This window comes from Variovorax sp. PBL-E5 (genome assembly GCF_901827185.1).
GTDB lineage: Bacteria > Pseudomonadota > Gammaproteobacteria > Burkholderiales > Burkholderiaceae_C > Variovorax.
Map to the genome: position 1 here is coordinate 1,392,404 of NZ_LR594671.1, position 25,317 is coordinate 1,417,720.

At 63.0% G+C, this 25,317-nt stretch carries 18 protein-coding genes; 13 read left to right on the forward strand and 5 right to left on the reverse strand.

What is annotated here, in order from left to right; genetic code table 11:
• Positions 1-6 precede the first annotated feature (6 nt).
• Complete coding sequence (locus WDLP6_RS06825; RefSeq protein ID WP_162591724.1) at positions 7-1,185, reverse strand: alpha/beta hydrolase family protein; 1,179 nt, start codon at positions 1,183-1,185, stop codon at positions 7-9.
• A gap of 192 nt (positions 1,186-1,377) precedes the next feature.
• Complete coding sequence (gene gabT / locus WDLP6_RS06830; protein ID WP_162591725.1) at positions 1,378-2,673, reverse strand: 4-aminobutyrate--2-oxoglutarate transaminase; 1,296 nt, start codon at positions 2,671-2,673, stop codon at positions 1,378-1,380.
• A 91-nt stretch (positions 2,674-2,764) separates the two neighbouring features.
• Between gabT and pdxR the strand changes: the two genes are divergently transcribed.
• From pdxR to WDLP6_RS06865, 7 genes are all read left to right on the forward strand, one after another.
• A complete protein-coding gene (gene pdxR / locus WDLP6_RS06835) occupies positions 2,765-4,255 on the forward strand; it encodes a MocR-like pyridoxine biosynthesis transcription factor PdxR (RefSeq protein WP_162591726.1) in 1,491 nt (496 codons plus the stop codon).
• A gap of 546 nt (positions 4,256-4,801) precedes the next feature.
• Positions 4,802-5,488 (forward strand): response regulator, encoded by a 687-nt coding sequence (locus WDLP6_RS06840; RefSeq protein WP_162591727.1) that lies wholly within the window; start codon positions 4,802-4,804, stop codon positions 5,486-5,488.
• Positions 5,489-5,785: 297 nt separating this feature from the next.
• Positions 5,786-6,214, forward strand: a complete 429-nt coding sequence (locus tag WDLP6_RS06845; protein WP_232076979.1) for a tripartite tricarboxylate transporter TctB family protein — start codon at positions 5,786-5,788, stop codon at positions 6,212-6,214.
• The gene (locus WDLP6_RS06850; protein ID WP_162591728.1) at positions 6,214-7,755 is read left to right on the forward strand and encodes a tripartite tricarboxylate transporter permease; all 1,542 of its coding nucleotides are present in this window, start codon (positions 6,214-6,216) and stop codon (positions 7,753-7,755) included. Before WDLP6_RS06845 ends, WDLP6_RS06850 begins: the two co-directional genes overlap by 1 nt.
• A gap of 738 nt (positions 7,756-8,493) precedes the next feature.
• On the forward strand, positions 8,494-8,781 hold the full coding sequence (locus WDLP6_RS06855) for a hypothetical protein (RefSeq protein ID WP_162591729.1): 288 nt from the start codon (positions 8,494-8,496) through the stop codon (positions 8,779-8,781).
• Positions 8,782-8,841: 60 nt separating this feature from the next.
• Complete coding sequence (locus WDLP6_RS06860; protein WP_162594989.1) at positions 8,842-9,561, forward strand: sugar transferase; 720 nt, start codon at positions 8,842-8,844, stop codon at positions 9,559-9,561.
• A gap of 33 nt (positions 9,562-9,594) precedes the next feature.
• On the forward strand, positions 9,595-10,251 hold the full coding sequence (locus WDLP6_RS06865; RefSeq protein ID WP_162591730.1) for an SOS response-associated peptidase family protein: 657 nt from the start codon (positions 9,595-9,597) through the stop codon (positions 10,249-10,251).
• A 185-nt stretch (positions 10,252-10,436) separates the two neighbouring features.
• Here WDLP6_RS06865 and WDLP6_RS06870 read toward each other — a convergent pair whose 3' ends face one another.
• The 3 genes from WDLP6_RS06870 to WDLP6_RS06880 form a co-directional block, all read right to left on the reverse strand.
• Positions 10,437-16,955: a non-ribosomal peptide synthetase gene (locus WDLP6_RS06870; RefSeq protein WP_162591731.1), complete on the reverse strand. Its 6,519-nt coding sequence runs from the start codon at positions 16,953-16,955 to the stop codon at positions 10,437-10,439.
• A 66-nt stretch (positions 16,956-17,021) separates the two neighbouring features.
• Positions 17,022-18,959, reverse strand: coding sequence for a non-ribosomal peptide synthetase (locus tag WDLP6_RS06875; protein ID WP_162591732.1), 1,938 nt, complete (start codon positions 18,957-18,959; stop codon positions 17,022-17,024).
• Between the two features lie 222 nt (positions 18,960-19,181).
• On the reverse strand, positions 19,182-19,451 hold the full coding sequence (locus tag WDLP6_RS06880; protein ID WP_162591733.1) for a hypothetical protein: 270 nt from the start codon (positions 19,449-19,451) through the stop codon (positions 19,182-19,184).
• 798 nt (positions 19,452-20,249) lie between these two features.
• Here WDLP6_RS06880 and WDLP6_RS06885 point away from each other — a divergent pair.
• The 6 genes from WDLP6_RS06885 to WDLP6_RS06910 all read left to right on the forward strand — a co-directional run bounded on the left by WDLP6_RS06885 (position 20,250) and on the right by WDLP6_RS06910 (position 25,015).
• Complete coding sequence (locus WDLP6_RS06885; protein ID WP_162591734.1) at positions 20,250-21,050, forward strand: hypothetical protein; 801 nt, start codon at positions 20,250-20,252, stop codon at positions 21,048-21,050.
• A 95-nt stretch (positions 21,051-21,145) separates the two neighbouring features.
• Positions 21,146-21,535, forward strand: coding sequence for a hypothetical protein (locus tag WDLP6_RS06890; protein WP_162591735.1), 390 nt, complete (start codon positions 21,146-21,148; stop codon positions 21,533-21,535).
• A gap of 56 nt (positions 21,536-21,591) precedes the next feature.
• Positions 21,592-23,628 carry an acyltransferase family protein gene (locus tag WDLP6_RS06895; RefSeq protein WP_162591736.1) on the forward strand — a complete coding sequence of 679 codons (2,037 nt, stop codon included), beginning with the start codon at positions 21,592-21,594 and terminating at the stop codon, positions 23,626-23,628.
• 10 nt (positions 23,629-23,638) lie between these two features.
• Positions 23,639-24,025, forward strand: coding sequence for a response regulator (locus tag WDLP6_RS06900; protein WP_162566341.1), 387 nt, complete (start codon positions 23,639-23,641; stop codon positions 24,023-24,025).
• Between the two features lie 25 nt (positions 24,026-24,050).
• Complete coding sequence (locus WDLP6_RS06905) at positions 24,051-24,440, forward strand: hypothetical protein (RefSeq protein WP_162591737.1); 390 nt, start codon at positions 24,051-24,053, stop codon at positions 24,438-24,440.
• 23 nt (positions 24,441-24,463) lie between these two features.
• Positions 24,464-25,015, forward strand: a complete 552-nt coding sequence (locus WDLP6_RS06910) for a protein-tyrosine phosphatase family protein (RefSeq protein ID WP_232076980.1) — start codon at positions 24,464-24,466, stop codon at positions 25,013-25,015.
• Positions 25,016-25,317 lie beyond the last annotated feature (302 nt).

Below are 25,317 nucleotides of genomic sequence, written 5' to 3' on the forward strand. Positions count from 1 at the left end.
CTGCAATCACGAGAGCAGGCCGCGTTCGGCGAGCCAGCGGCGCGTGAGCATCGCGGCCTCGAGCATCAGTTCGGGCTGGCCCGCGTAGTAGTGCGTGGCGCCGCGGATCACCTGAAACTGCTTGTCCCGGCTGCCGGCCGCGTCGAACAGCATGCGCGCGTGGGGCTGAGGCACGCAGTCGTCGGCTTCGTTCTCGATCACGAGCAGCGGCGCCGAGATCCGGGCGGCACAGGCGAGGCCGTCGACGCGGCTGTCGTCGATCGACCATTGCGAGAGCCACGAGCGCAGCGTGGAGAAGCGGGCCAGTCCCACGGGTCCCGAGTTAACAGTCTCGGGGTTGCCGAGATAGCACCAGCCCGGCCGCCTCGCATTGGGTTCGAGCGCGGCATCGAGGTAGCGCGGATCGGCCAGCGTGCGATGCGTGGTGAAGCCGCGTTCGAGTTCGCCCGAGCCGCGCCGGCGAAGCATGTCGAGCGTTTGCTTCACCTGCGCGGTGATGCGGCGCATGCGCGCGAGCTGGCGCCGGCGGTATTCGGCGACATAGTCCGGTGCGTAGGGCGGCTTGCTCGGGTTGGCCGGGTGGTAGAGGTCGAATTCGATGTCGCGGTCGTCGGGGTCGTTCTCGTTGCGCACGGACGGGTCGATCATGTCGCGCAGCATCACGGCGCGCGACAGGTGTGCTGCCTGGCAGACCACCGCATCGGCGGCAATCAGGCCCGCGCCGACGAGGTCCACCGGATCACCGGCCGGCGTGTGCGTGATGTCGGGCCGCTCGGCCTGCGATTGATAGAACAGCGAGAGCGAGCCGCCGCCGCTCCAGCCCGCCAGCACGATCTTCTCGTAACCCAGCACCTCGCGCGCATGGCGGATGTGCGCGCCGAGGTCGATCGCGACTTTCTCCATGATGAGGGCGCTGTCGTTGCGCGGATAGCGGCTCGCGGCGCACAGGACATGCATGCCGAGCGCTGCGAGCTCGCGCGGCACGGGCAGGAGCTGCAAGGTCGAGGCAGGATGCATGAAGACGATCAGCGTCTTCGAGGCCACGCCTTGTGGGCGCAGAAGAACGCCTTCCAGGTTGACCGCCCCCTGATTGCCCGCAAATCCATAGGTTTCGGCGAAAGCGACGGGCTCCTTGAAGTGGACATGAAGCCACTGGGTGGAGACCTCGAAGCGAGGCTCGGGCATTTTCTTCTCCTGGGGCGAGCGGGGCGGAAGGGGCAAGTGCGAGTAGACTCTATACACTCGTATAATCGAATGATGTCAGAAGGCCAACACCTTGGCAAGGACTTTTGCGGCACGCCAAAAAAGGCGGAGGTCGCCACCTTTCCTGTGGTGCGATGCACCGTCAGCGCCCATGTCTCGGGCGCTGGCGCGCGTTCACGCGGCCTGCATGAGGGCCTGCGCCGCTTGCGCGAGTGCGGCGTCAAGATGGCCGAGCGCTTCCTCGAATTGGGCGTCGTCGATCGTGAGCGGATACAGAAAGCGGATCACGTTGCCGTCCGTGCCGCAGGTCAGCAGCAGCAGACCGCGCGCGAGCGCGGCTTGCTGCACGCGCGCGGCCAACGCGGCCGAAGGCTGGCCCGTTGCGGGATCGGCAAACTCGGCGGCGATCATCGAGCCCAATCCCCGCACGTCCGTCAGCGCCGGGCATTGCGCGCGGCGCGATTCGAGGAATGCCGTCAGCCGCGCGCCCAGCACATTCGATCGTTCGAGAAGATGCTCCTCGGCGATGATGTCGAGTACCGCGTGCGATGCCGCCACGGCCAGCGGATTGGCCGCGTAGGTGCCGCCGAGGCCGCCGGGCGCCGGTGCATCCATGATCGCGGCCTTGCCGGCCACCGCCGACAGCGGCATGCCGCCGGCAAGGCTCTTGGCCATGGCGATGAGGTCGGGCTGCACGGGGTAGTGCTCCATCGCGAACATCCGGCCTGTGCGGCCGAAGCCGGTCTGCACTTCGTCGGCGATCAGCAGGATCCCGTGGCGATCGCAGCATTCGCGCAGGCCGCTCAGCAACGCCGCGGGGGCGACGTTGAAGCCGCCTTCGCCCTGCACGGGCTCGATCACGATCGCGGCCACGCGCGCAGGGTCGACATCCGACTTGAACAGCTGCTCGAGCGCCGCGAGGCTCGCTGCCACCGAAGGGCCCTGCGGACCGGCCGGGAACGGCACGTGATACACCTCGGCCGGAAACGGACCGAAGCCGCTCTTGTATGGAACGACCTTGCCGGTCAGAGCGAGACCCATCAGCGTGCGGCCGTGAAAGCCCGCGCTGAATGCGATCACGGCCGAGCGGCCGGTGTGTGCACGCGCGATCTTCACGGCGTTCTCCACCGCTTCGGCACCCGTGGTGAAGAGCGCCGACTTGACCGGGCCGTCGATCGGCACGAGGGCGTTGAGTCTTTCCATGAGCGACACCGCACTCTCGTAGGGCACGATCTGGTAGGCCGTGTGCGTGAAGCGGTGCAGCTGTTGCTCGATCGCGGCGATCACCTTCGGATGCCGGTGGCCGGTGTTGAGCACGGCGATGCCGCCGGCGAAGTCGATGAAGCGGCGGCCCTCGACGTCCCACAGCGTGGCGTTCTCGGCACGCTCGGCAAAGAAGTCGCACATCACGCCGACGCCGCGCGAGGCCGCCGCGAGGCGGCGTTGATGAATCTGCTGATTGCTGGACATGGGGAAGGGCTCCGGGGTGTTCGATGGCGACGATTGGACGTGCGATCGACGCATGGGGCCAGCGCCAATCACGTTCGATGGACGGTGCCAATTGCGATCGCTCGTCGGTGATCTCCTGCTGGCGCGGCTTGCGCAGTCGAGCACGGCCCCGGCGCGTGGCGCGCTCAACCGGCGCCTGTGCGAATGCATTCGCGGCGCCATCCACGATGGCAGTCTCGAAGCCGGGTCACGACTGCCGGCCTCCCGCGAACTCGCGCGTGAACTCGGCTTCTCGCGCAATACGGCCACCTTCGTCTACGAGCAGCTGGTTGCCGAGGGCTATCTGCGCGCCGTCGTGGGCAGCGGCACCTACGTGCGGGAACGCATGCCCGATGCGGCGCCGCTCGCGCCCGCGCCCCGGGTCTGCGGCATGCCGCCGCGACGCCCTGCGCTCTCGCAGCGAGGGTTCGCCGCCATCGATCAGGCCCAGGCGTCGACAAGGCAGTGGGGCGCGTTCATGCCGGGCCTGCCGGACGTCACGCGCTTTCCACAGCGCCAGTTCGCGGGCATTGCCTCGCGGCTGGCGAGGAAGATGTCGCCGTCGCTCATGACCTATTCCACGGGAGGCGGCCATGCCGCGCTGCGCGAGAGCATCGCGCAGTACCTGCGGCAGGCGCGCTCGGTGGTGTGCGAGCCGCAGCAGATCATCGTGACGGAAGGGGTTCAGCAGGCGCTCGATCTCGTCGTGCGCCTGCTCGGCGATGCGGGCGACGCGGCCTGGGTCGAGGAGCCGGGATACTGGGGAATCCGCAGCGTGCTGGCGATCAACGGCATCCGCATGCTGCCAGTGCGGGTCGATGTCGAGGGAATGCAATTGCCGCATGCGGAAGGCCGCGAAAATGCCCGCTTCGCGTTCGTCACGCCGTCGCATCAATACCCGCTCGGGCCGATCATGAGTATGGCGCGGCGCTTTGATCTGATCGATCACGCCATGCGTCAGGGCATGTGGATCGTCGAGGACGACTACGACAGCGAATTCCGCTTTACCGGCCGACCCGTGCCATCGCTTCAGGGACTCGCGCCCGACGGGCCGGTGATCTACGTGGGCACGTTCAGCAAGACACTCTATCCGGGCCTGCGCATCGCCTATGCGGTGGTGCCGTCCGATCTCTGTGAGCGCTTTCACGTGGCGCATTCGGAGTTCTATCGTGGTGGCCACCTGCTCACGCAGGCCGCGCTCGCCGAATTCATGTCGCAGGGCGCGTACGCAGCCCATATCCGCCGCATGCGGCAGATCTATGCTGCGCGGCGTTCGATGCTCGTCAGCCTGGTCGAGCGCTGGCTCGGCCGCGAATGGATCCATCCGCTCGACACCGAGGCGGGGCTGCACGTGGTGCTCACGCTGCCCGACGCCGTGGACGATCTCGCGATCGAGCGTGAGTTGCTCGCAGGCGGCGTGATCGCACGTGCTCTTTCGCGCTACTTCGTGCAAGCGCCGCGCGAGCGCGGTCTGGTGCTCGGCTTCGCGAGCGTGCCGGAAGGCGAGATGCTGCGGCCGTTCGAGCGGCTCGTGCAGGTACTGCGCGCAAGAAAGAGAAAGTAACTTGTCCGCCGGCACCGCGCGACCCGCTTTCGCGGTGTTCGTGCGGTACCCGCGGGCGCTTTGCATTCACCTCATCGATCATTTGACAGGCGCACGGTTCACTCAGCCGGGAGCCGCTCAACTCCAGTTGAGAAATGACCGGATATGGGGGAGACATCACTGGCTTCCTGCCAAATCGATGCCGAAGGAGTCTTGGCACCCAACAGTCCATCCGCCATCCGCGAGGCAGTTGTAGATCGGTGCGCACTCGGGACTCCAGCTAGCGATCCAAGCGCTCGGCTACATTCATCGATCTTCCCGCATGAAATCGAGAAGACCGTATGGCGTCAATCGTCGGCGAAGTCAGACGAGAACTGGATTCATCGCCAGCATTGAACATCGGTCATGACTCAGAAGAATCGCTCCTGCGCTCAAGATAAGCTATCGCGGCGAAATTGGCATGCCTTGATCTTGAGATGACGTGATCCTTTCGGGCTGAACCACCTGCGCAGGGAACGAGCAGCTTGTGCAATCGCCCGGCTCGGCAATGAATAGAAGGAGTCTTGAATGCGTCTATTGCTTGTGGAAGACGAGGCCGAGATGGCCTTGTGGCTGGTGCGCGCCTTCAAGCAACGCGGCTTTGTGCCCGATCACGCGCCGGATGCAAGAACTGCCGAATCATTGCTGGCCAGCAACGACTATGACGTCGTCGTTCTCGATCTTCAACTGCCCGACAAACACGGTTTGACGCTGCTGTCGGACGTTCGCAAGGCGGGCAATCGGACACCCGTTCTCGTGCTGACGGCGCACGGCTCGGTCAAGGATCGGGTGAAAGGCCTGAACGTGGGGGCCGACGACTTCCTGACCAAACCCTTCGCGGTCGAAGAACTCGAAGCTCGCCTCACCGCACTGGTCCGGCGAAGCCGGGGGAGATGGAACGCAGCGCTGCAGTGCGGCTCGTTGTCATGTGCCCCCGACAGCCGAGCCTTCACGCTGGCCGGTCAACTGCTTCAGCTGACGCGCCGCGAAAGCGCGGCACTCTCCGTCCTGCTGGTACGCAGCAATTCGCCCGTCGAGAAATCGCATCTCTCGGGGAAAGTCTTCCCGGTCTCCAGCAATGTCGGCCCCGATGCCATTGAGCAGGTCGTGCACCGACTGCGCCACAAGTTGGCCGGCGGCGACGTTCGCATTGCCACTGTGCGCGGACTCGGCTACATGCTGGAAAGCTTCACGCATCCGCGTTCCGAAGACTGATCGCCGTCGACCCGGACTTCGCGTCCGCGTACGCATTTGCTGTGAGTAAAAACACGTATCCGGTTGTTGGTGATAACGCGTATTTGACTGTTAGTGATAACACGTATTTAGAAGACGGTCGAAAAAATGGCAGGTTTTTGGAAGCATTGATCCTTACCATCCCGTCGAATCCGAACGCCTGACTCACTGCATCGATGCGTGAATCGAAGGTGCGGAAAACAAGATGGAGATACGGATGAACCCTGGCCAACCCACAACACGTACAGACCTCCGGCGGAACCGCGGAGTCGTTGTCGCATGAAGCTCAGCAATCGCAATTTCGTCAGAGGCTTGTTCCTCATGGCGATCGCACTCCTGTTCGGCCTGATTGCGAGGACTTACTCGATCGGCGATTTGAGTCGGTCCGGCCCCGGTCTGTTTCCGTTGATGGTGAGCTCATTCCTGTTCGTGATCGGGCTGCTCCAGGTGATCCGCTCGCACTTCGTCGAGCCCGTGCCGCTCAACTACAACGTCAAGAACATCGTTCTCATCCTGCTGAGTCTTATCGGATTCGCGGTCATCTCCGAGCACCTCAACATGATTCTCGGAATCATCTTCCTCGTGTTCTGCTCGACTGTCGCCGGTACTTCGTATTCGGTGGCGCGCAACATCAAGACCTCGTTGGGGCTGATTGCAGTCGCCTTTGCGTTCAAAAACCTCCTCGGCCTCAATTTGCCCCTCTACTGATGGACATCCTGCATAACCTTGCGTTCGGTTTCGAGCACGCACTGACGCTTCAGAATCTTCTGTATTGCGCCCTCGGGTGCACGGTGGGCACGCTCGTCGGACTGCTGCCGGGCCTGGGTCCTCTGTCGACCATCAGCCTGTTGCTTCCGCTGACCTATTCGATTCCCACAGGCGGCGCACTCATCATGCTCGCCGGCATCTACTACGGTGCGCAATACGGGGACAGCGTGAGCGCCATCACGATGAAGATCCCGCATGCGAGCAGCATCGTGGCATGCATTGACGGCTACCAGATGACGCTCAAGGGCAAGACGGGGTTGGCCTTGTTCACCGCGGGCATCTCCAGCTTCATCGGCGGCACGGTCGCGATCGTCGTGCTGTCGACGATGGCGCCGGCGCTCGGCGAAGTCGGCTTTCTGTTCGGACCGGCTGACTACTGTTCGCTGATGCTTCTCGGGTTCTTCTGCGTCAGCTTCGTGAGCAGTGGCAGCCTGCTGAACGGCCTGGCGATGGCAATGGTGGGTGTTCTGCTGGGCATGGTCGGCACCGACGTCAACAGCGGCGTTGCGCGCTACACCATGAACCTGCCTTTCCTGACGGACGGCATCGGCCTGATCAGCATTGCGCTGGGTTGCTTCGGTATTGCAGAGGTCGTGAAGAACCTCGACATGAAGAACGTGCTGACGCCCTTCAACGGCAAGATCAAGCTCATGCCGACGTGGCCCGAGTTCAAGCGCATCATTCCGAGTGCCCTGCGTGGCAGCGTGATCGGCTCGATCCTCGGCATCCTGCCCGGCGGCGGCCCCACGATCGCGCAGTTCGCGGCCTACGCAGCCGACAAGCGCTTCAGCAAGCACAAGCACGAGATCGGCAGCGGCGCGATCGAAGGCGTGGCCGGCCAGGCGGCAGCCGACGAGGCCGCGGCACGCACCAGTTTCATCCCGCTCATGGCCATCGGCATTCCGGAGAACGCCGTCATGGCGCTGATGATGGCGGCCTTCATCGTCAAGGGCATCCAGCCCGGCCCGAACATGATCGCCACCCACCCCGATCTGTTCTGGGGTCTGGTGGCCAGCATGTGGGTCGGCAACTGTTTTCTCGTGCTGCTCAACGTGCCCCTGGTGCGCTACTGGCTGTCGGTGTTCAAGATCCCGTATGTCGTTCTGTTCCCGGCGATCATGTTCTTCTGCTGTATTGGTACCTTCAGCATCAACAACAGCCTGGATGACATCTACACCACGGCCGTCTTCGGCCTGATCGGCTACTTGTTCCTGAGGCTCGACATGGAAGCGGCACCGCTCATGCTGGGCTTCATTCTCGGGCCCATGCTGGAAGAGAACTTTCGCCGTGCCATGCTCCTGAGCCGCGGCAGTTTCAGCGGCTTCGTCAACCGGCCGATCAGCGCGACCCTGCTTTCCGTCATCGGTGCGGTGATCGTGTGGCAAGTCGTGGCGTTTGCGCGGGCCATGCGGAAGAAGAGGGGCGGTCCGGTTCCCGCGTTGGCCGAAGGCATGTCGGCAACCTTGCCCGGCACGCTTTGACCTGTTCAGGACGGAGTTGATCGCCATTGCGATCGCACTGGGGTCCGGACCTGATCAGATGATGGCATCGCGCGGCTGATCAATCTCGGCGCGAGTGTGCTCGAGGGGGATGTGATCGTCTTGCCGAGACGACGCATTTCATCGACGCATCGCACGCCAGATCGCGGCAACAGGGCCATTCCCGGATGAACCGCGCCTCACGGCATCTGCCATGTGAAGTTGGTTGCCAAACGTGACGGTCGTAGCTGTCGGTGCCGATCGCCGGCGCCGGCAAGCAAGTCGCGGGCCGTCGACGCCGAGAGGTAGGACACCGCCTTCTCTTTGTTCGCGGTCAGCCGGCTGTAATTGTTCCATCCACAGACTTGTCTTCCGAACATTCAAGGGAAGAATCATGGACAGGCCCGGGCGATTGCACGACACGGGCACCGAGGGGCTGTCAATGTGCGTCTGAGATGGCCCCATCTTGGCCTCCTGTCATTTTTGTAAGTGGAACTGTGGGCCCGAAGTGAGACGCCGGTTCCGACTCCCAGGTACATAGCAGCCAGCGTCTGTGCGCCGACGGATTTGGTAACGCACATCGACTGCCAGTTGATGATGATCCGTTCAAGACGCTGGGGGACAAGCGAGCTGCTCAGGTCGAAAGAAGACCAGGAAAGAGCCCGACGACCTACAAGCCCGTGACGCATGCGGGTCTAACTTGCTTTCTCTCTGTATTCAGTGCATCCAAAGGAAACGACGATGAAAAAGCTATTGATTGCTCTTGCGACTTGCGCCATTTCTTCCGCTGCGATAAGTCAGCCCGTCGATTCGCAGCGAGAAGACCGCGACATGGAGCACCGGGCCTTGGTGCAGCGTGCGCTGGATCAACGCGGCAGGGGGCAACGCGAGATGGATCGCCATGAAATGGAGCGTGGCCAAAGAGATCGGCCCGAGATGGAAGAGCATTCCCGCAGACGCAAGGTCTGGGTACCCGCCCATCGCGAAGACGATGGCCGCCGTGTGCGCGGCCACTATGACTGGCGCTGAAACCAGTGCATCGGTACGCGCATTCCAATGCGAAGCGCTCATTGTCCATTGGAGCGTTCGATGTTCAGACCCGAATCAGATAGTGCCGATGATCCGCAGCGACGATCGCTCTGGCAGGCCCCGGATGGCAGCACCGCACCGGAAGCTCTCGCACGATCTCTCACACGCTCGCAGAAACGCCTCAAGCGCTGTGTCGACATCGTCGGGGCGGCTGCGCTCCTGATCGTGCTCAGTCCGGTGTACCTTGCCTTGTGCGTGGCCGTGCAGGTGAGCATGGGCTGCCCCGTGCATTTCTGGCACAACCGGGTCGGCGAGGGCGGCAAGCGCTTCCGGTTCTACAAGTTCAGGTCGATGCTGCGCAACTCTGAAGGGGTGCTCGAGGAATACCTGAGCCGCAACGACATGGCCCGCACGCAGTGGGACACTTTCCAGAAGCTGGAAGCGGACCCCCGCATCACGTTCCTGGGGCGGCTCATCCGCAAGTCGAGTCTCGACGAACTGCCCCAGCTCTGGAACGTGCTGAAAGGTGACATGAGCCTGGTCGGTCCCCGGCCTTGCATGGAGCGCCAGCGAAGCCTGTACGGGCAGCACTGGGGCCACTACTGTTCGGTCAAACCGGGCATCACCGGTCTGTGGCAGGTGAGCGGGCGCAATCGGCTCTCCTACGCACAACGCGTCGCGCTGGACGTCGAATACGTTCATCGCTGGTCGCTCTGGCTCGACATCAGGATCCTTTTGAGGACGGTCAGAGCCGTGGCCTTCGGCGAAGGGTCGGGTTGACCTTCAACGACGGCCCCATCGCGCTCATCGCTCATGTGTGACAGCTACCACCTGCTGAATCATTGGCGCCACGATGCCGGGATGCGTCGCCTCGGGGTGCCGCAGTCGCCGCCGCCCGAGGGCCCTGCTGCGCGCCTCGACTGCGCGCGCAGCACCTGGGCGTCGATCGTGCGAAATGCCCCTCTCCATGCACTGCAGATCGAAAGCAGGCGATGGGGCTTCCATCGCCATTACCCCGGGGACGACCGGGCACAGCCCTTCAAGCGCGAACTGTTCATTGCCGACGCGACGCAAGTCACCCAACTGCCGAGCTTCAGGGCCGGATTCGCCTGGCGGCGCTGCCTGATTCCGATGTCTTCGTGGAGCGAGCGACAGGATACCGACGGCAGGAAGGCGCTCGTCGAGGTCTCGCTGCCCGAGCGGCCCGTGTTCGCGGTCGCCGGGTTGTACGAGATCTCGCATGACATCCGCACCGGCATGTCCGTCGACACCTTTGTCGTTCTGACGGTGACGCCCGAGGTGTTCCTGCGCGGCGCCAGGCACTCAACGCCACTGGTGCTCGAAGAGGAAGACTACCTGCCGTGGCTCGATGACCTCGAAGCTGCGCGCCATCTGGTGCGAAGCAAGACCAAGGATGGCGTGGGCCGCACACAGGCCATCAAGTCCCGGAGGGCCCAGCTGTTCGGTTAGCACGTTCGCTCAGCAAGCATCGTCGATGCTGAAAGAGGCGCGCGGCCTCGAGAGAGGCTGGTGCCCATTCGCCGCGACGATGACCGCGTTGGTGCCGCCGAACGCGAAGGAGTTGGACATCGCATGGCGCAGGCCCGAGGCCTCGCGCGCGGCTCGGGGCGCCGCAGGATTCTGCAAGCCCTTCGCTAGGACTTGAACAGGCGCTTGAACCACCCCGGAGTCTCTGGCGCCTGAACCGGTTTGCGCTCGGGCAGCTCGATGTCATGGGCGAGCTGGGCCAGGGATTCGAAGACCATCCGTCGGGCTACCAGCCGAACGCCGCTGGTTCGCTGGAAGGCGACGACGATCTGGCCGACCTGCAGGGAGTCGCCGCCGAGGTCGAAGAAGTTGTCGAGGCGAGAGATCTCGGCGCTGTCCACCTTCAGCAGCTCGCTCCAGATCCTGGCCAGCGCCATCTCCGCCGGCGTGGCAGGGGCGTGGCCCGCAACCGCATCCGTCCGCTGTTCGATTCTGGGCGCGGGCAACGCATGCCGGTTGATCTTCCCGTTGGGCAGGAGGGGCAGGGCCTCGAGCGCGACGAAGTATTGGGGCAGCATGTAGTCGGGCAAGCTCACCCTCAGGTGATCCCTGAGGGCCGGCGTGTCGAGCGCGCCGTCGCGCGCCACGACATAGGCCACCAGCCTGGCGTCCCCGGGGCGGTCCTCGCGCGCGATGACCAGGCACTGCAAGATGGTCGGGTGCAATTGCAGGCGCGCTTCGATCTCGCCAAGCTCGATGCGATGACCGCGCACCTTCACCTGGAAGTCGAGTCGCCCCTGGTGCTCGAGCAGGCCGTCGTGGCGCCAGCGCCCGCGGTCGCCGGTTCGGTACAGCCGCGCCTGCGGGTGCGGGCTGAACGGGTCGGTGATGAAGCGCTCGGCGGTCAATTCGGGTTGGCGCAGATAGCCCGACGTGACGCCGTCGCCACCGATGAAGATCTCCCCGGACACGCCAGCCGGGCATCGATGGCCCTGTGCATCGAGCACGTGGATGCTGGTGTTGGCGATCGGGCGGCCGATTGAAATGGTCTGTGGCTGCGACGGCACTTTCCAGCAGGTGGACCACACCGTGGTTTCTGTCGGGCCGTACAGGTTCCAGAGTTCGCCGGTTCGCTCCGAGAGCTGCTCGGCCAGGTGAGGGCTGAGGCTCTCGCCACCGACCAGCGCTTTGAACGATCGCGAGCCGGTCCAGCCGGCATCGATCAACATGCGCCAGGTCGCCGGCGTCGCTTGCATCACGGTGGCGTGGGCCCGATCGATCAGGGTCCGGAGCGCGTCGCCGTCGACAGCCTGCTCCCGGGTGGCGAGCACGACGGTGGCGCCGAGAAGCAGCGGCAGCAGCAGTTCCAGCACCGCAATGTCGAAGCTCAGCGTGGTCACGGCCACCAGCACGTCATGCGCCTCGAGCCCGGGCTCGTTTCGCATCGACAGCAGGAAGTTCACCACCGCGCGGTGCGGCACTGCGACGCCCTTGGGTTTGCCGGTGGAGCCGGAGGTGTAGATGACGTACGCCGGATCCTCCGGCCGCGCGTCGAGGCCGCCGTCGGGCGGCAGCGGCGTTTCGGGATGGGCCATCAGCTCGGCCTGCGCCTGGTCCAGCAGCAGCATCGGCAACTCGATCTCCCGCCACAGGCCGGCGAGATCCTGTTCGGTCAGCAGCAGCGTCAGCGCTGCGTCCTGGGCCATGTCGTGCAGCCGCTGCAGCGGGTAAGCCGGGTCCAGCGGCACATAGGCGCCTCCCGCGCTCAGGACCGCGAGCTGCGCGATCACCATCGCCGGCGACCGCTCGGTGCAGAGACCCACCAGGGCGCCTCGCTGCACGCCGCGGGCGCGCAGCGCGTGGGCGAGTCGATGCACGCGCGGCCAGAGCTCGGCGTGGCTCAGCGCGGCGCCGGGCATCTGCATGATGGCGATGCCGGCCGATTCGTGCCGTACGCCGAGAAGCTCGTGAACCGTCAGGTGGTGCGGGTATGCGGCGTCGGTCTGGTTCCAGCTCGCCAGCCTTGCCAGTTCCAGAGGGCTGGCCGCCGAATGGTCGTGCAGCGGCCGCTCCGGCTGCTGAATGAACAAGTCCAGCAGATGCATGTAGTTGTCCAGCATCGCCTGCGCGGTCGCGGGCGCGAAGAGCTCGGTCGAGTAGCTCAATGACAACGAGTGCTCGCACTCGGTGTCGATCGTCAGTGCCAGGTCGAACTGCGCCGCGCGCAGGTTCAAGGGCAGGAAGCTGGTGTCGAGGCCTTCGAGCTGCGGAGTCTTGCGGGGCGTGTTCAGTACGTTGAACATCACGCGAACTTCCGGTGCCCTGGCGCCGGGCGCCTGCTTGTGCAGCTGGTCCATCAGGTAGTCGAAGGGAATGTCCTGGTGGGTGAATGCCGACAGGCAGGTTTCCCGGACCTGCTGCGCCAGGTCCATGAAGCTTTGCGCCGGCCGGACGTGGGCGCGCAGCGCCAGCGTGTTCACCAGCGAGCCCACGAGCCGCTCGGACTCGACCCGGGTACGTCCTGCAATGGGAGTCCCCACCACGACGTCTTCCTGCCCGCAATAGCGCGACAGCAAGGCCTGGAACGCGGCCAGCAGGGTCATGAACGGCGTCAGCCCGAGGCCGCTGCCGAAGCGCTTGACGCCGGCGAGCCAGCCTTGCGGAAAGTCCCGTCGAACGCGGTCGCCCTGGCTGGTGAGGCGCTGAGCCGCCGCCGTATCGGAGCTCAGGTTCAAGGGGCTCATGTCGGCGAGTTGCCGCAGCCAGTAGCGCGTCTGGCCGGCGAGCAGGTCGTCGTTGATGTGTCCCCGCTGCCAGCTTGCGTAGTCGATGAAATCGATCGCCCGGGGTTTCGGGGGCGTCGCCAGGCCCCGCAATTCGGCCGCATACAGGTCCTGAAGCTCGCGCAGCAGGATGCCCCACGACCAATCGTCGCCGATGATGTGGTGCATCACCAGCACGAGGACGTGATCGTTCTCATCGCGCTCGATCAGGACGAATCGATGAAGGGGCGCCGATGCCAGGTCGAAGGGCTCCGAGGCGATGCGTGCAGCCTGTTGTTCGAGCTCGGCGTCCCGCTCGGCCTCGGGAACGGCCGCCAGCGAGAGGTGGATCAGGTTGGCCGGCTGCGCCGCGCCGACGAAGGCCATCGGTTCGGTGTCGCCGAGGCCGTAGGTCGTGCGAAACGACTCGTGGCGCGCGACCAGTTGATCGAGCGCCCGTTGCAGCGCGACTTTGCCGAGCGGCCCGCGCAGGCGCAGCGAATCGCGCATGTTGTAGGCCGCACCCTGCGGGTCGATCTGGTTCAGCACCCACATGCGCCGCTGAGAAAAAGACACCGGCAACGGCCCGATCCGCGGCAACGCCACGATGGGCGCCAGCGGCGTGGCGCGGGCGGCACCAGGGTCCGAGGCCAGGCTGCCGATGGTCCGGGCCATCTCCTCGATCGTCGGCTGCTCGAAGATCCCGCGCAGTGGCAGCTCGATCCGAAGCGTCGCACGGACCCGGGACACGATCTGCATGGCGAGCAGCGAATGGCCGCCGAGGTCGAAGAAGTTGTCGCGCACGCCGAAGCCGGATTTGTCCAGCACACCGGTCCAGATGTCGAGCAGCGCGGATTCGATCGGCGATCGCGGCGCGACCAGATCGGCAACCGATGGAGCGGTATCGGGATCGGGAAGCCGGTTGCGGTCGAGCTTGCCGCTGGTCAGGCGCGGCAGCTCGGACAAGAACATGAACACGCTCGGAATCATGTAGTCGGGCAGGCGCGATTTCAGCGCCGAGCGCAGGGAGCCTGCATCGGCCGACCCCGTCCGGACCACGTAGGCGACAAGCTCCTGGCGGCCGGGGGTGGTCTCGCGCAGGAGCACCGCGTTCATCTGCACGCTGTCGCAGGCGGCGAGTGCGGACTCGATCTCGCCGAGTTCGATGCGCAAGCCGCGCAGCTTGACCTGATGGTCGTTGCGCCCGATGAACTCCACCACGCCGTCGTGCAGCCAGCGCGCCAGGTCGCCGGTACGGTACATGGTCTCGCCGGGACGGAAGGGATTGGGCACGAAGCGCTCGGCCGTGAGGTCCGGGCGATTGCGGTAGCCGCGTCCCACGCCATGGCCGCCGATGTACAGCTCGCCCGCCACATTGACGGGCTGGGGCTGCTGCTGTGCATCGAGGATGTAGAGCTGTCCGTTGGCAATGGGACGGCCGATTGGCACGAAGAGGCGGTCCGGCAGCTGCTCGCCGACTTCATACCAGGCGCTGTCCACGGTCGCTTCGCTGGGCCCGTAGAAGTTGCCGAGCCTGACGCTCGGCAGGATTCGCCGGAACGACAGCGCGAGCGCGCGATCCATGGCTTCGCCGCCGCTCAGCACATAGCGAAGACTCGGGCACTCCATCCCTTCGAACTCATTCAGCATCACACGCAACTCGGACGGAACGAACTGGACCACGCTGATGTCGCTCTCACGGATCGCTTCAGCCAGCAAGCGCATGTCCTGATGCACATCGGGCTGCGCGATCACGAGCGTCGCGCCAGAGGAAAGGGTCGAAAAGAATTCCCAGGCCGATGCGTCGAAGCTGACCGCCGTTTTCTGCAGCACGCGATCGCCTGGCGTCAGCCCAAGTGCATCGTTCATCCACTGCACGTGGTTGCTCAAGCCGCGATGCATCAATTGCGCGGCCTTGGGCTTGCCCGTGGAGCCGGACGTGTAGATCAGGTAGGCCAGGTGGTCCGGTTGCGTGAGATCGGTCAACGCCGGCAAGGGCTCGGGCACCCTCTCTCCGCCGTGGTCCGGCACTTCGATGATCTTCGACGCCTGGGCCTGGTCGAGTTGTCGCAACCGGTCGGCAAGGTGCGACTGTGTGAGCACGAAAGCGGGCGCCGCATCGGCCAGCATGCCTTGCAGCCGCTCGGGCGGATGGTCGGGATCGAGCGGCAGGAAGGCGGCGCCCGACTTGCAGATGGCGAGCAGGCCGACGACCAACCCGAAGCAGCGCTGCATGCAAAGTCCGACGACAACTTCCGGACCGGCTCCCAGGGTCCGCAGCGCATGCGCGAGCTGCTCCGACAGCGCATCGAGTTCGCGATAGGTCATTCGCATCTGGCCGAAGCGCAACGCGATGGCATCGGGCGTCCGCATCGCCTGAGCGCGAAACAGCGCGTGCACGGGTTGGTCGTGCAGATGGACGCGCGACTGCGCGTTCCAGTCGACCAGCAGCAGCTGCCGCTCGGCAGCATCCATCAGCGGCAGATGGTCCACCGCGCAGTCCGGATCGGCCACGATGGCCGCCAGGAGATGGCGGAAGTGGGTTGCCATGCGAGCGATGGCGTGTGGCTCGAACAGGTCGGTGCGGTACTCGATCGCGGCGTCGAGATGGTCGCCGGACTCTGTGACGGTCAGCGAGAGGTCGAACTTGGAGGTTTCCGAGCGCACGTCCAGCCGTTCGCTTCGCAGTCCATCGAGATGGAGTGCGCGATCCGCGAAATTCTCCAGTGCGAACGAAACCTGGTACAGCGGATTTCGGCTGGCGTCGCGTTCAGGATTGAGTTCGACCACCAGGCGATCGAAGGGCATGTCCTGGTGGGTCAGCGCCTCGAGCGTGCTTTGCCTGACCCGCTGCAGCAGCTCGGTGAATCCGGGTCGGCCCTGGAGATCGCCGCGAATGACCACGGTATTGACAAAGTAGCCGACCAGGTCGCGCACTGCCGCATCATCGCGGCCCGCCAGCGGGACGCCCACCGCGATATCGGTCTGGCCGCTGTAGCGCGCCAGCAGCACATGGAAGGCCGCCAGCAGGGTCATGAACAGCGTCGATCCCTGCTGCCTTGCGAGGGCCCGCAATGCCGTGGAGAGTTCGGAGTCGATACCGAAGGGCAGCGTCCGTCCCGCGAAGCCGGCTTGCGAGGGGCGGGCCTTGTCGGTGGGCAGTTCCAGGGTGTGCAGATCGCGCAGCTTCGTACGCCAGTAGTCCAACTGGGTTTGAATGCCGCCGCGCTCGTAGCGCTGGCGTTGCCGCAGGGCATGGTCGGGAAACTGCAGCGACAGAGCCGGAAGGACGCAAGCATCGCCGCGCAAGGCGTAGAGCTGCGCGAGTTCGCGGTGGATCACGCTCATCGACCAGCCGTCCGCCACGATGTGATGCACCACCAGCACGAGCAGATGATGATCGGGCGTGATCCGCAGCAGCTCGGCGCGCAGCAGGGGCGCGCGGGACAGATCGAAGGGCTGGGCGATGCAGGCAGCGACATGTTGCGCGAGCACCGCATTCGTGCCGTCGTTCGGCGCCAGCGCCGAGCGGGCAAGGTGGAACCGCTCCTGCGCCTGCGATGCCGGCACGACTTGCTGCACCGGTCCTCGCTCCGTCGCGAGAAAGGCTGTGCGCAGGCTGGCGTGGCGCGCGACGAGCGCTTGCAGGCTGCGTTCCAGGCGCTCGGCATCCAGCGGGCCCTGCAGACGGGTGACCGAATGGATGTTGTAGGCGCCGCCGCCGGTGGCCAACTGATCGAGAAACCATAAGCCTTCCTGTGCGAAAGAAAGGGGCGCGTCGTCGCTCGGCGGGTTCGCCTTGGACATGGATGGGTGGGCGCGCTGCTGCTGCAGTTTGCGTGCAAGCAGGCGCCGCCGCGCATCGGGCGTGTCTGTGTCGAGCTGGTCTGAAATGTCGTGATTCGGGATTGACGCGGTGTTCATGGGAGATCGGTTTCACTGGCTCGGAAAATCGGACAAGGTTGTGCTTGCGGCACGAATTCCTGTACCTCAGGGCCTTTGCAGCAAGCGGGCCACTTCTTCGTCGCTCAGCGCGTCGACTTCGGCTTGCAGGGCATCGCTCAGCGCGTCGGCTTCGTCGATGGCGGCTTGCACGACCGCGGCAAAGCCGCCAACCGTTGGCGCGGCCAGCAGGGCCGATGCAGACGAGTCCACTCCCCAAGCCTGCTGGACCGCTTGCGCCACCCGCACCGCCGACAACGAGTCGCCGCCCAGGGCGAGGAAATTCGCGTCGCACGCGGTCACCGGTCGATTCAGGATGCGAGCAAAGAGCGCGGCGATGCGCGCTTGCAGCGGCGAAAACAGCATAGCCGTTAGAGGTGACACGACGAATTCTTGGATCTGTTCGTGCAAGCAGCGGCGACGCACCTTGCCATTCACCTCGGTGGGAATTTTCTCGAGCACATGGATGCACGCGGGAATCTTGAAGTCGGCGATGGCCCCGAACAGCGAGGCCCGCAAGGCCTGCGGATCGGCCGCCGTGCCGCCGGCCAGCACCACGGCGGCATGCACGTCCTCGCCCAAGGTCGGGTGCGGCGCGGGATAGGCCACGGCCTCGGCGACATCGGGCAACCGCAGCAGGGCGCGCTCGACTTCCAGCGGCGCGATCTTTTCCCCGCCGCGATTGATCAACTCCTTGCTGCGCCCGGTGAGAAACAGGTAGCCGTCCTCGTCGAACCAGCCCAGGTCGCCGGTGAGAAACCAGCCATCGAGGAAGGCCTCGGCGTTGGTGTCGGGCGCGTCTTCGTAGCCGGCGAACACGGCGGGTCCGTGCGCGATCACCGCACCGGCCTGCCCCGCTGGGAGTGCATGGCCTTCGTCATCGATCACGCGCAGTGCGGCTCCGACGGGGCGGCCGACGGAGTCGGCCTTTCGCACACCCGGCGGCAACGGATTGCTTGCCAGTTGGGTGGCTGTTTCGGTCATGCCATAGGACTGGATGACGGGCACGCCCCACACATCCTCCATGCGGCTCAGCAGTTCCGCGGGCAGCGTCGACGAGGCCGAGCGAATCAGCCGCAAGCTGTGTGCCGGCATCGCTGCGCGGTCGCGGGTCAGTTGCTCGACAGCGGCATGGTGGACGGTGGGAGAAGCGGTGTACCAGGTGGGGCGAAATTCGCGGACCCAGCGCAGGAATTCCGAGGCGTCGAAAACCGGCGCGCACACCACGGACGAGCCGGCGGCGAGGGGAGTCAGCAGCCCGCCGATCAGACCATGGCTGTGATAGGCGGGCATCACGCACAGGGCACGATCTTCCGGACGCAGGTCAAGGTGTTGCGCGATATGGTGCGCGGAACGCACGAGCTGCTGTTGGCTGAGTGGAACGCGCTTGGGCTTTCCGGTCGTGCCCGATGTGAACAGGACGAAAGCCGTATCGCCGGGTTCGGGCCAGGGCGCATCGACATCTGGTAAACCTTTGGAAGGGCCTTCGAGCAACTGTTGTGCGTTGAAAGCCAGAGTGGCCAGTCCAAGCTTCTGGGCGAGCCGCACGGGAAGGGGGTCATCCGGCAGCCCCACGACGGCATCGGCGTTGGCGTCGCCGAGCAGGGCCAGCAGTTCAGGCTCGGTCAGCCCGATGTGCAGCGGAATGCAGACGGCGCCGCAAGCGATGGCCAAGCAGCAGAGGGCCAGCTCCATCCCGGCCGGCATGAGCACGGCGATGCGGGCGGCGGGCGCGATGCTGCGGGACGCCAGCCATGGCCGCGCGCCCTGGACGGTGGCGAGCAATTGCGCGTAGCTGATGGTCTGGAATCCAGGCGCCAGCAGAGCGATCGCCGAAGGCCTCAGGCGAGCATGGAGCGCGAGTTGTTGAGAGAGTGTGGAGACTTCGAGGCCAGGCAATACATTCTCCATCGACCAGAAGTCGATGCCATCAGTGGACTTGTGGATGACCTTGTTCGATGCGGTGCATGGCGGGCGCAACTTCATCGATTGGTATCTGACTTTCGCGCAGGGGCGTGCAGCGCCGGGTCTTCGGGACGGGATCGACTGCGTAGAGAACGGCACCGAGACGTTTTCTCGATGAGGTCAAATACCGATACCTGCGCAACGGGCTGATCAGAGAACGATCCTTCAAGCGTGCCTCCTGACATGTACAAAAAACCTCGTGACACCTGCTAAAGGCCCGATCCTGCCCCTTCATTGCAGCTCTCAAAGAATCTGAAAGCCACTGTCCCCTGTGTGCGGTCTAGATTCATAGTCCCGAAGCCAAGCGCGGAGGCGCTCAGGAACGGCTGAATGGGCCGCGGCGCGAGACCCGAATTGACCGGCCAAGGCAATTCGGCACATCAACTCACCGTCCTTTCGAACATCGGCGTGATAGCTGCGCATCTCGCCTATGCCCGCGATATCTAAGAGTTCAACATCCCAGCCCGGCGTCCAGAAAAGCCGGCTCGCGCCATCGTGCCCGATGGATTCCATGATGAGTGCCCTTGGTTTGCCAAATCGATGCTGCTATGTGCAGCGTGCCGGGGATTGATATCAATTTTCCCGGCCTGCGGTGTAGTCCAACCGCGCGTGGCACATGCGAAAATTGCGCACTTGGCGCTACTGCTTGCACGTGGATGCATCGGCTGACGCCTGCTTACGTCTGCAAGGAGCCGAGATGATTCGGACGTTCGCTCTACGCTGACAAACTAAACGAGCGCAGGCGCAGGCGAAACTAAACGAGCGCAGGCGCAGGCGCAGGCGCTGAGAAATGTACTGCTGACGCGGCGAGTCCTGCGCAGCAGCATGGCACGGCCGAGTCGGCCGGCCCCGCGGTCAGACAGTTTGAGCTTTCGATGCGCGTTGGCCGTTCGGTCGCGATCGCACAGGGACCGGTGGCGTCGACGTCCCCGTTGCACGGCCGGTACGCCAGCGGCGAGCCTGCCGGTGATCTCGGCGCGGAACTCGGGATTCACCCCGACGGTTCCTTTGATGCATTGGAGGCGCGACAGGAAGCCGAGATCTCGCTTCGCGCAGGCCACCCCAATCACGTCGCTGGCAGTGCTTCCTCACGGCTTCCGATTTGTCCGCTCGGCATCTCAGAGGCTCGGTGGAGGCGCACTTGAATTCATGACGAATCGCCCATGCACGAAGTCGAGTTGTTGTCTTACAAGCGCCCATCGCGCCATGTACGAAAACAGCATTACATGGGAGTTTGTCACATGCATCGCTCCCATAGATATATCACGGTATTTTTGCTAGAAGGCATCTGGTCGAATTCTTGGGATCAATTTGACAAAATTGGAGATTATTTTGCCCGCCATTTCGATTTCATTGCCATTCTTTGTCGAAAAGCAGATGCCGGCGTACATTCAAATTGGTGATTTGCTACGGATGCTTTTGTCTGGTCGACCAGAATTGACGACTTGCAATTTCTGTCAAACGGTGAACGGCGGAAGCGAAAAATCCTGCGCAGGTTGCGGATGGAAATTGCAAAAACCCTTTGAAAATTCAAACGCAATCAGTTCATTTTCATCTGGGTTTTTAAAAGAAGCAAGTCTCTCTGCATTGGCTTCGAATGCGCTCCGAGTCGTGCTTGTGCCGCTTCTGATATTTGCGGGGTTTGGTTTTTGGTTCTTGTTTCATTCGACTGCGCGCTGGGCGCCTGATCCGTTGATGGTCCCGTCAATGGTATTTCCGAGAGAAATAACGCCAAGTACTGCGCATGAGATCGAGAAGGAAATCGTTATTGAGTCAGCTGCTTCAAAATATACAGCTACAGGCGACCGCTCGGACGCAAGGAAAGAGGAGGAAGCAGTAGATTTGACGGAGGCCAAAGCTGGAATCATAAAAAAATCGATCTCGCATCAGGCCTACAAGTCAAGGCCCGGAAATCTCACATCCTCTCGCGGTATGTCGCCAGCATACCAAGGCTTTCGAAAGCCATCCCCAGGATGCAGCAGCCTCAATTTCCTTGCGCGTGCGATCTGTATCAATAACCGATGCGCTGAGCCTCACCCGGCTCAGCAGTTGCAATGCCGTGACGCCGTTCGACAGCGTCGGATTGATGAGGCGCGCCGAAATTCACTTTAATAGAGAAATGTCGGGCTTGTCGATGAACCGATCTCGCCATGTTTTTCGAAGCATATCGATTCAGTCATCAAAATTAAGATACGAAAATCAGGAACATGAAAATGAACTCGTCAGCTGAAAAATTTCCTGGATATCGGCGATTTTTCGCCTGGGCATTCATTCTCTCCACGATGTTCCTTATCGGCTTGCTGGGCGCCGAATTCGCGCTTCTCCCATCATCCTCGTTCGGGCTGGAGATGTCGGTGCCGGTGGTAGCGGAAGACAATATCCTATGGAATGTTCAGCTTTTGAGCACAATCGCCGCATTGGTGATGGCGCTCGTTTCATTTCCCGGTCTGATAGTGTCCGCGGTACTGGTTTGGCTCACCGAACGGCGTTCTCGCAAGGAGATGGGCTTGGAAAATGCGCTCCGCCATCGCCAGCGTTTCGATCCTTTGCGCGCGCTTCGGAATCACGAGGAATTTGAGAGCAGGGCTTCGCATTAGCACTACGATTTAGGCTTTACTCGTACGGCGCTTAATTCAATTTCCGGAACTGCGCTTTGGCTGCGAGTTCTTCAATCCGTTCTGGAAAAGAAGGGCCATTTCGTTTTCGTGGTGACATCAACGGGCTGCGTGCCTGGGCTGTTATTGCGGTAGTGCTCTATCACTTCGGCGTTCCGAGAGTCCCGGGAGGGTATATCGGTGTCGACGTATTTTTTGTGATCTCGGGTTTCCTGATGACGGGGATCGTGGTCAGGGGTCTCGAAGGTACGGCGGCTGGTGGGTTTTCGCTTTGGCAGTTCTACCTCGCCAGGGCGAACCGCATCCTCCCTGCTTTGATCGCCTTGTGTGTTGTGCTGCTGGCCTCGGGATGGGTGCTAATGACCCCGATCGATTACCGGATGCTGGCGAAGCATGCGGCGTTCTCCATTTCCTTTCTGTCCAACTTCCAGTTTTGGCGAGAAGCCGGCTACTTCGACTCTGCATCGAACGAGAAGTGGTTGCTTCATACCTGGTCTCTCTCGGTCGAGTGGCAGTTCTATTTGATCTTTCCGGTTGTGCTCCTTCTGGCATGGAGGATACGACCCAGCCGCAGGTTCCTGGCGGTAGTCCTCTGCGCTCTTTCGTTGGCGTCTCTCTTCGTGGCTTTCAGGCTGGCAGCGCGTGATCCCATTGCAGCGTTTTACTTGCTTCCTGCCCGGGCCTGGGAACTGTTGGCTGGCGGTCTGGCGTTTCTCGTCGGTCTTGGTTCTCAGTCCAAAGGTCGCAAGGTATTGATGGAGCGCGCGGGCCTTGGGTTGATCCTGGCGACTGCCATCTTTCTCTCACCCGAAGCCGCATCCGCTTGGGGGCTTTGGGTTCCTGCTATGGGCGCGGTGCTCGTGCTTCTGGCAGCACGCACCCAGTCCGCTTGGACATGCAACCCTATTGCGCAATGGTTAGGAGCCCGGTCCTATTCGCTTTATTTGTGGCATTGGCCGGTGGTGGTGGGGCTGCTTTATCTGGACTCGCAGCACAGCCCATTGGCGATCGCCGCCGGAATGGCGCTGACACTGGTGCTGGGCGACCTGTCGTACCGCCTGGTCGAGGCGAGAGCTCAGCGGCAGCTCAAGAACTTGCCTCGCCGCACACATGTGGCAGTACTGGCGAGCCTGGCGATCGTGGTCTTGGTCAGTAGCCGGGTCGTTTGGACGAGGGACGGCATGCCGGGGCGGCTCGCTGCCCCGATCGAGGCCGTGGCTGCCGAATCGCGCGACAAGAACCCTCGGCAGTACGAATGTCTGTCGAAGTATGGCGAGGAGCCTGCATCGTGCATCTATGGGGGGTCTCGCGTGCGGGCCATCATCCTCGGCGACAGCCACGCGGATGCGCTGGCCACGGGGCTGGCCGCTGCATTGCCCAGTGCCGCCGAGGGCATCGTGGATTGGAGCTACTCGGGCTGTGCGACCTTGTCTGGCGTCCTTGAGTTGCCGGGCAGCTTTCCGCCCGAAAGCAACTGCGACAGTTTCCTGAGGTGGACTCTCCGGCAACTCGCGCATGTACCGAAGGATGTGCCGCTCGTCTTGGTGAGCCGCACGAGCATCTATGCGATCGGTCGCAATCAGGCCGGAAGGAAAGACACGAACACACCGATGGTCTATTTCACCCACCCCCATCTCCACGCAGATCCTACTTTCCTGCTCGAATTCGGCAAACGCCTGACCGACACAGCCTGCCAGTTGGCCAAGGAGCGTCGCGTGTTTCTGGTTCGTCCGATTCCGGAGATGGGCATCGACGTGCCCAAGTCGATGTCCAGGGCGATGGCGCTCGGGAAAGCCAAGGATATTTTCGTCACCGTCGACGACTATCGCGCTCGCCATGCCGTCGTCTGGGCCGCCCAGGATGCGGCGCGCGAGCATTGTGGCGTCAAGATCCTCGACCCTTTGCCTTATCTGTGTCGGGACGGCCGCTGCGCGGGTGCGCTGCGCGGTCGACCGATCTATTCCGACGACAACCACCTGAACGAGTTCGGCAACAAGCTGCTCGTGCCGATGTTTGCCGACGTCTTCGCCGCGCATTCGAACAATGTCGCGCGAACCTCTCGACCGACACCATGATGCTATTCCAATGCCGCTGATTACCTTTGTTGCCGAAGACAGCGAGATCGTTCTCGACGCGTTGATCCAGGCGCTCGAGCGCCTGGTGCAGGCGCGAGTGATCGGCACTGCCACTACTGCGGCCGATTCGATTGCCTGGCTTGTCGCAAATGCCGAGGAGTGGGATCTCGCCGTCATTGATCTCTATCTCAACCAGGGGACAGGTCTCGAAATACTGACAGCGGTGGCGGAGCGCCTTCCGTGGCAGCGCGTTGCGATCCTGGCAATTGACCCTGCGGATCCGGTGCGTGAGACATGTTTGTCATTGGGTGCGAACGCAGTGTTCGACAAGTCGACTCAACTGGAGTCGTTCATTGAGTTTTGCGGCAGGGCAGGGAAGTCGGCGAGCACGCTGTAGAAAGAACCATCATGGATTTCAAAAAGTGAACGGCTCGGGCGTCACGTTCCAGTACCGGGTCGATCCGCTGCCGCAGGCGGGCCAGGCGACCTCGATCGTGCTGAGCTTCGACGGCATCACCGATCCCGCAGGCGCGACGGTCCAGTTGTACAGCGACGCCGGGCTCAAGCTCGGCTCCGCCGCGACAACGCGCACGCTGCCGGCCGGCGAAGTCTCGAGCTGGACCGTCGAGGTCGTGCCTGCGGCCCAGGGCATCGGCTATCTCCATGTGTTCACGACACAGAACGGCACGACCAGTTCGATCTCGATTCGCGTGCAGGTGGGCAGGGTGTCCCCAACAGCCATGTTTCAACCGACGACAAGCGGCATTGCTAGGCAGGCTCACTCAATGGGTTGCGCCTTGAATTGCCTTTAACTATGGATACTTGGCAACCCAACTTGAGTTGGATCACTGAGCAACTCGCCGTGGGCGGCAGCTTCCCGTTCGAGCGAGCAGGTCACCTCGTGTGCAAACTTCGCATCGAAGCAGCCATCGATCTGCGAGGCGAAGAGGTGCCAGACTGCGAGAGCCTCGCACAACAGGGAATTGATCTATTGCACTTGCCCACTGAGGATCTTGGCCCGATCGCAGACGGCGATATCGAACACGGCATACGCTTTGCAACGGAGCATCTCGATAGAGGTAAACGCCTACTTGTCCATTGTGCCTATGGTATTGGCAGATCAGCAACGCTTGCGCTTTGTTTACTGGTGCACAAAGGTTTCGCGCCGCTTGATGCGCTGGCATTGATGAAGGCGCGGCGCGCGATGATTGCGCCATCACCCTCTCAATTCAGATGCTGGGAAGCTTGGCTCGATAGTTTCCGTTTTTCGAATGATGTTGATTGGCCTTTGCCGACATATACTCAATTCAAGTTGATTGCATACCAGCGGTCAAGCGACCAAAGTTCTGTTCTCGCACGAAGGAATGCAAGTGGAAGCGCGAAATAGTCCACACTGAATTGTTGAAATTGAACGCATTGACGCAAGCACGCGATGAGAGGCCGCCGGTATCGTTTCCGTGATGAAGGTATCTGCGGCCATTCGCTAGTGAATCATCAATGCCGCCGGGCTGTCTCAGATCGACATCACGGGACAAGGCATGAATGGATGCGCTGCGACAACGCCAAACCGTCCGGGACGAGATGCTCGCGCCGCACCCGGATTTGGCTCTGTGGCCGATTTCAAGATGTCACGCCAGACGCTGTGCCAAGGCGTATCCCTTCTGCTGCATCAGGCAGTAGATGGTGTTT

What these genes read in the sequence shown, in the direction of transcription:
- WDLP6_RS06825 (WP_162591724.1), bottom strand. Translation starts at nt 1,185, where the DNA reads ATGCCCGAGCCTCGCTTCGAGGTCTCCACCCAGTGGCTTCATGTCCAC.
- WDLP6_RS06850 (WP_162591728.1), top strand. Translation starts at nt 6,214, where the DNA reads ATGGACATCCTGCATAACCTTGCGTTCGGTTTCGAGCACGCACTGACG.
- WDLP6_RS06880 (WP_162591733.1), bottom strand. Translation starts at nt 19,451, where the DNA reads ATGGAATCCATCGGGCACGATGGCGCGAGCCGGCTTTTCTGGACGCCG.
- WDLP6_RS06865 (WP_162591730.1), top strand. Translation starts at nt 9,595, where the DNA reads ATGTGTGACAGCTACCACCTGCTGAATCATTGGCGCCACGATGCCGGG.
- WDLP6_RS06890 (WP_162591735.1), top strand. Translation starts at nt 21,146, where the DNA reads ATGAAAATGAACTCGTCAGCTGAAAAATTTCCTGGATATCGGCGATTT.
- WDLP6_RS06845 (WP_232076979.1), top strand. Translation starts at nt 5,786, where the DNA reads ATGAAGCTCAGCAATCGCAATTTCGTCAGAGGCTTGTTCCTCATGGCG.
- WDLP6_RS06875 (WP_162591732.1), bottom strand. Translation starts at nt 18,959, where the DNA reads ATGAAGTTGCGCCCGCCATGCACCGCATCGAACAAGGTCATCCACAAG.
- WDLP6_RS06840 (WP_162591727.1), top strand. Translation starts at nt 4,802, where the DNA reads ATGCGTCTATTGCTTGTGGAAGACGAGGCCGAGATGGCCTTGTGGCTG.
- WDLP6_RS06855 (WP_162591729.1), top strand. Translation starts at nt 8,494, where the DNA reads ATGAAAAAGCTATTGATTGCTCTTGCGACTTGCGCCATTTCTTCCGCT.
- gabT (WP_162591725.1), bottom strand. Translation starts at nt 2,673, where the DNA reads ATGTCCAGCAATCAGCAGATTCATCAACGCCGCCTCGCGGCGGCCTCG.
- WDLP6_RS06870 (WP_162591731.1), bottom strand. Translation starts at nt 16,955, where the DNA reads ATGAACACCGCGTCAATCCCGAATCACGACATTTCAGACCAGCTCGAC.
- WDLP6_RS06860 (WP_162594989.1), top strand. Translation starts at nt 8,842, where the DNA reads ATGTTCAGACCCGAATCAGATAGTGCCGATGATCCGCAGCGACGATCG.
- WDLP6_RS06900 (WP_162566341.1), top strand. Translation starts at nt 23,639, where the DNA reads ATGCCGCTGATTACCTTTGTTGCCGAAGACAGCGAGATCGTTCTCGAC.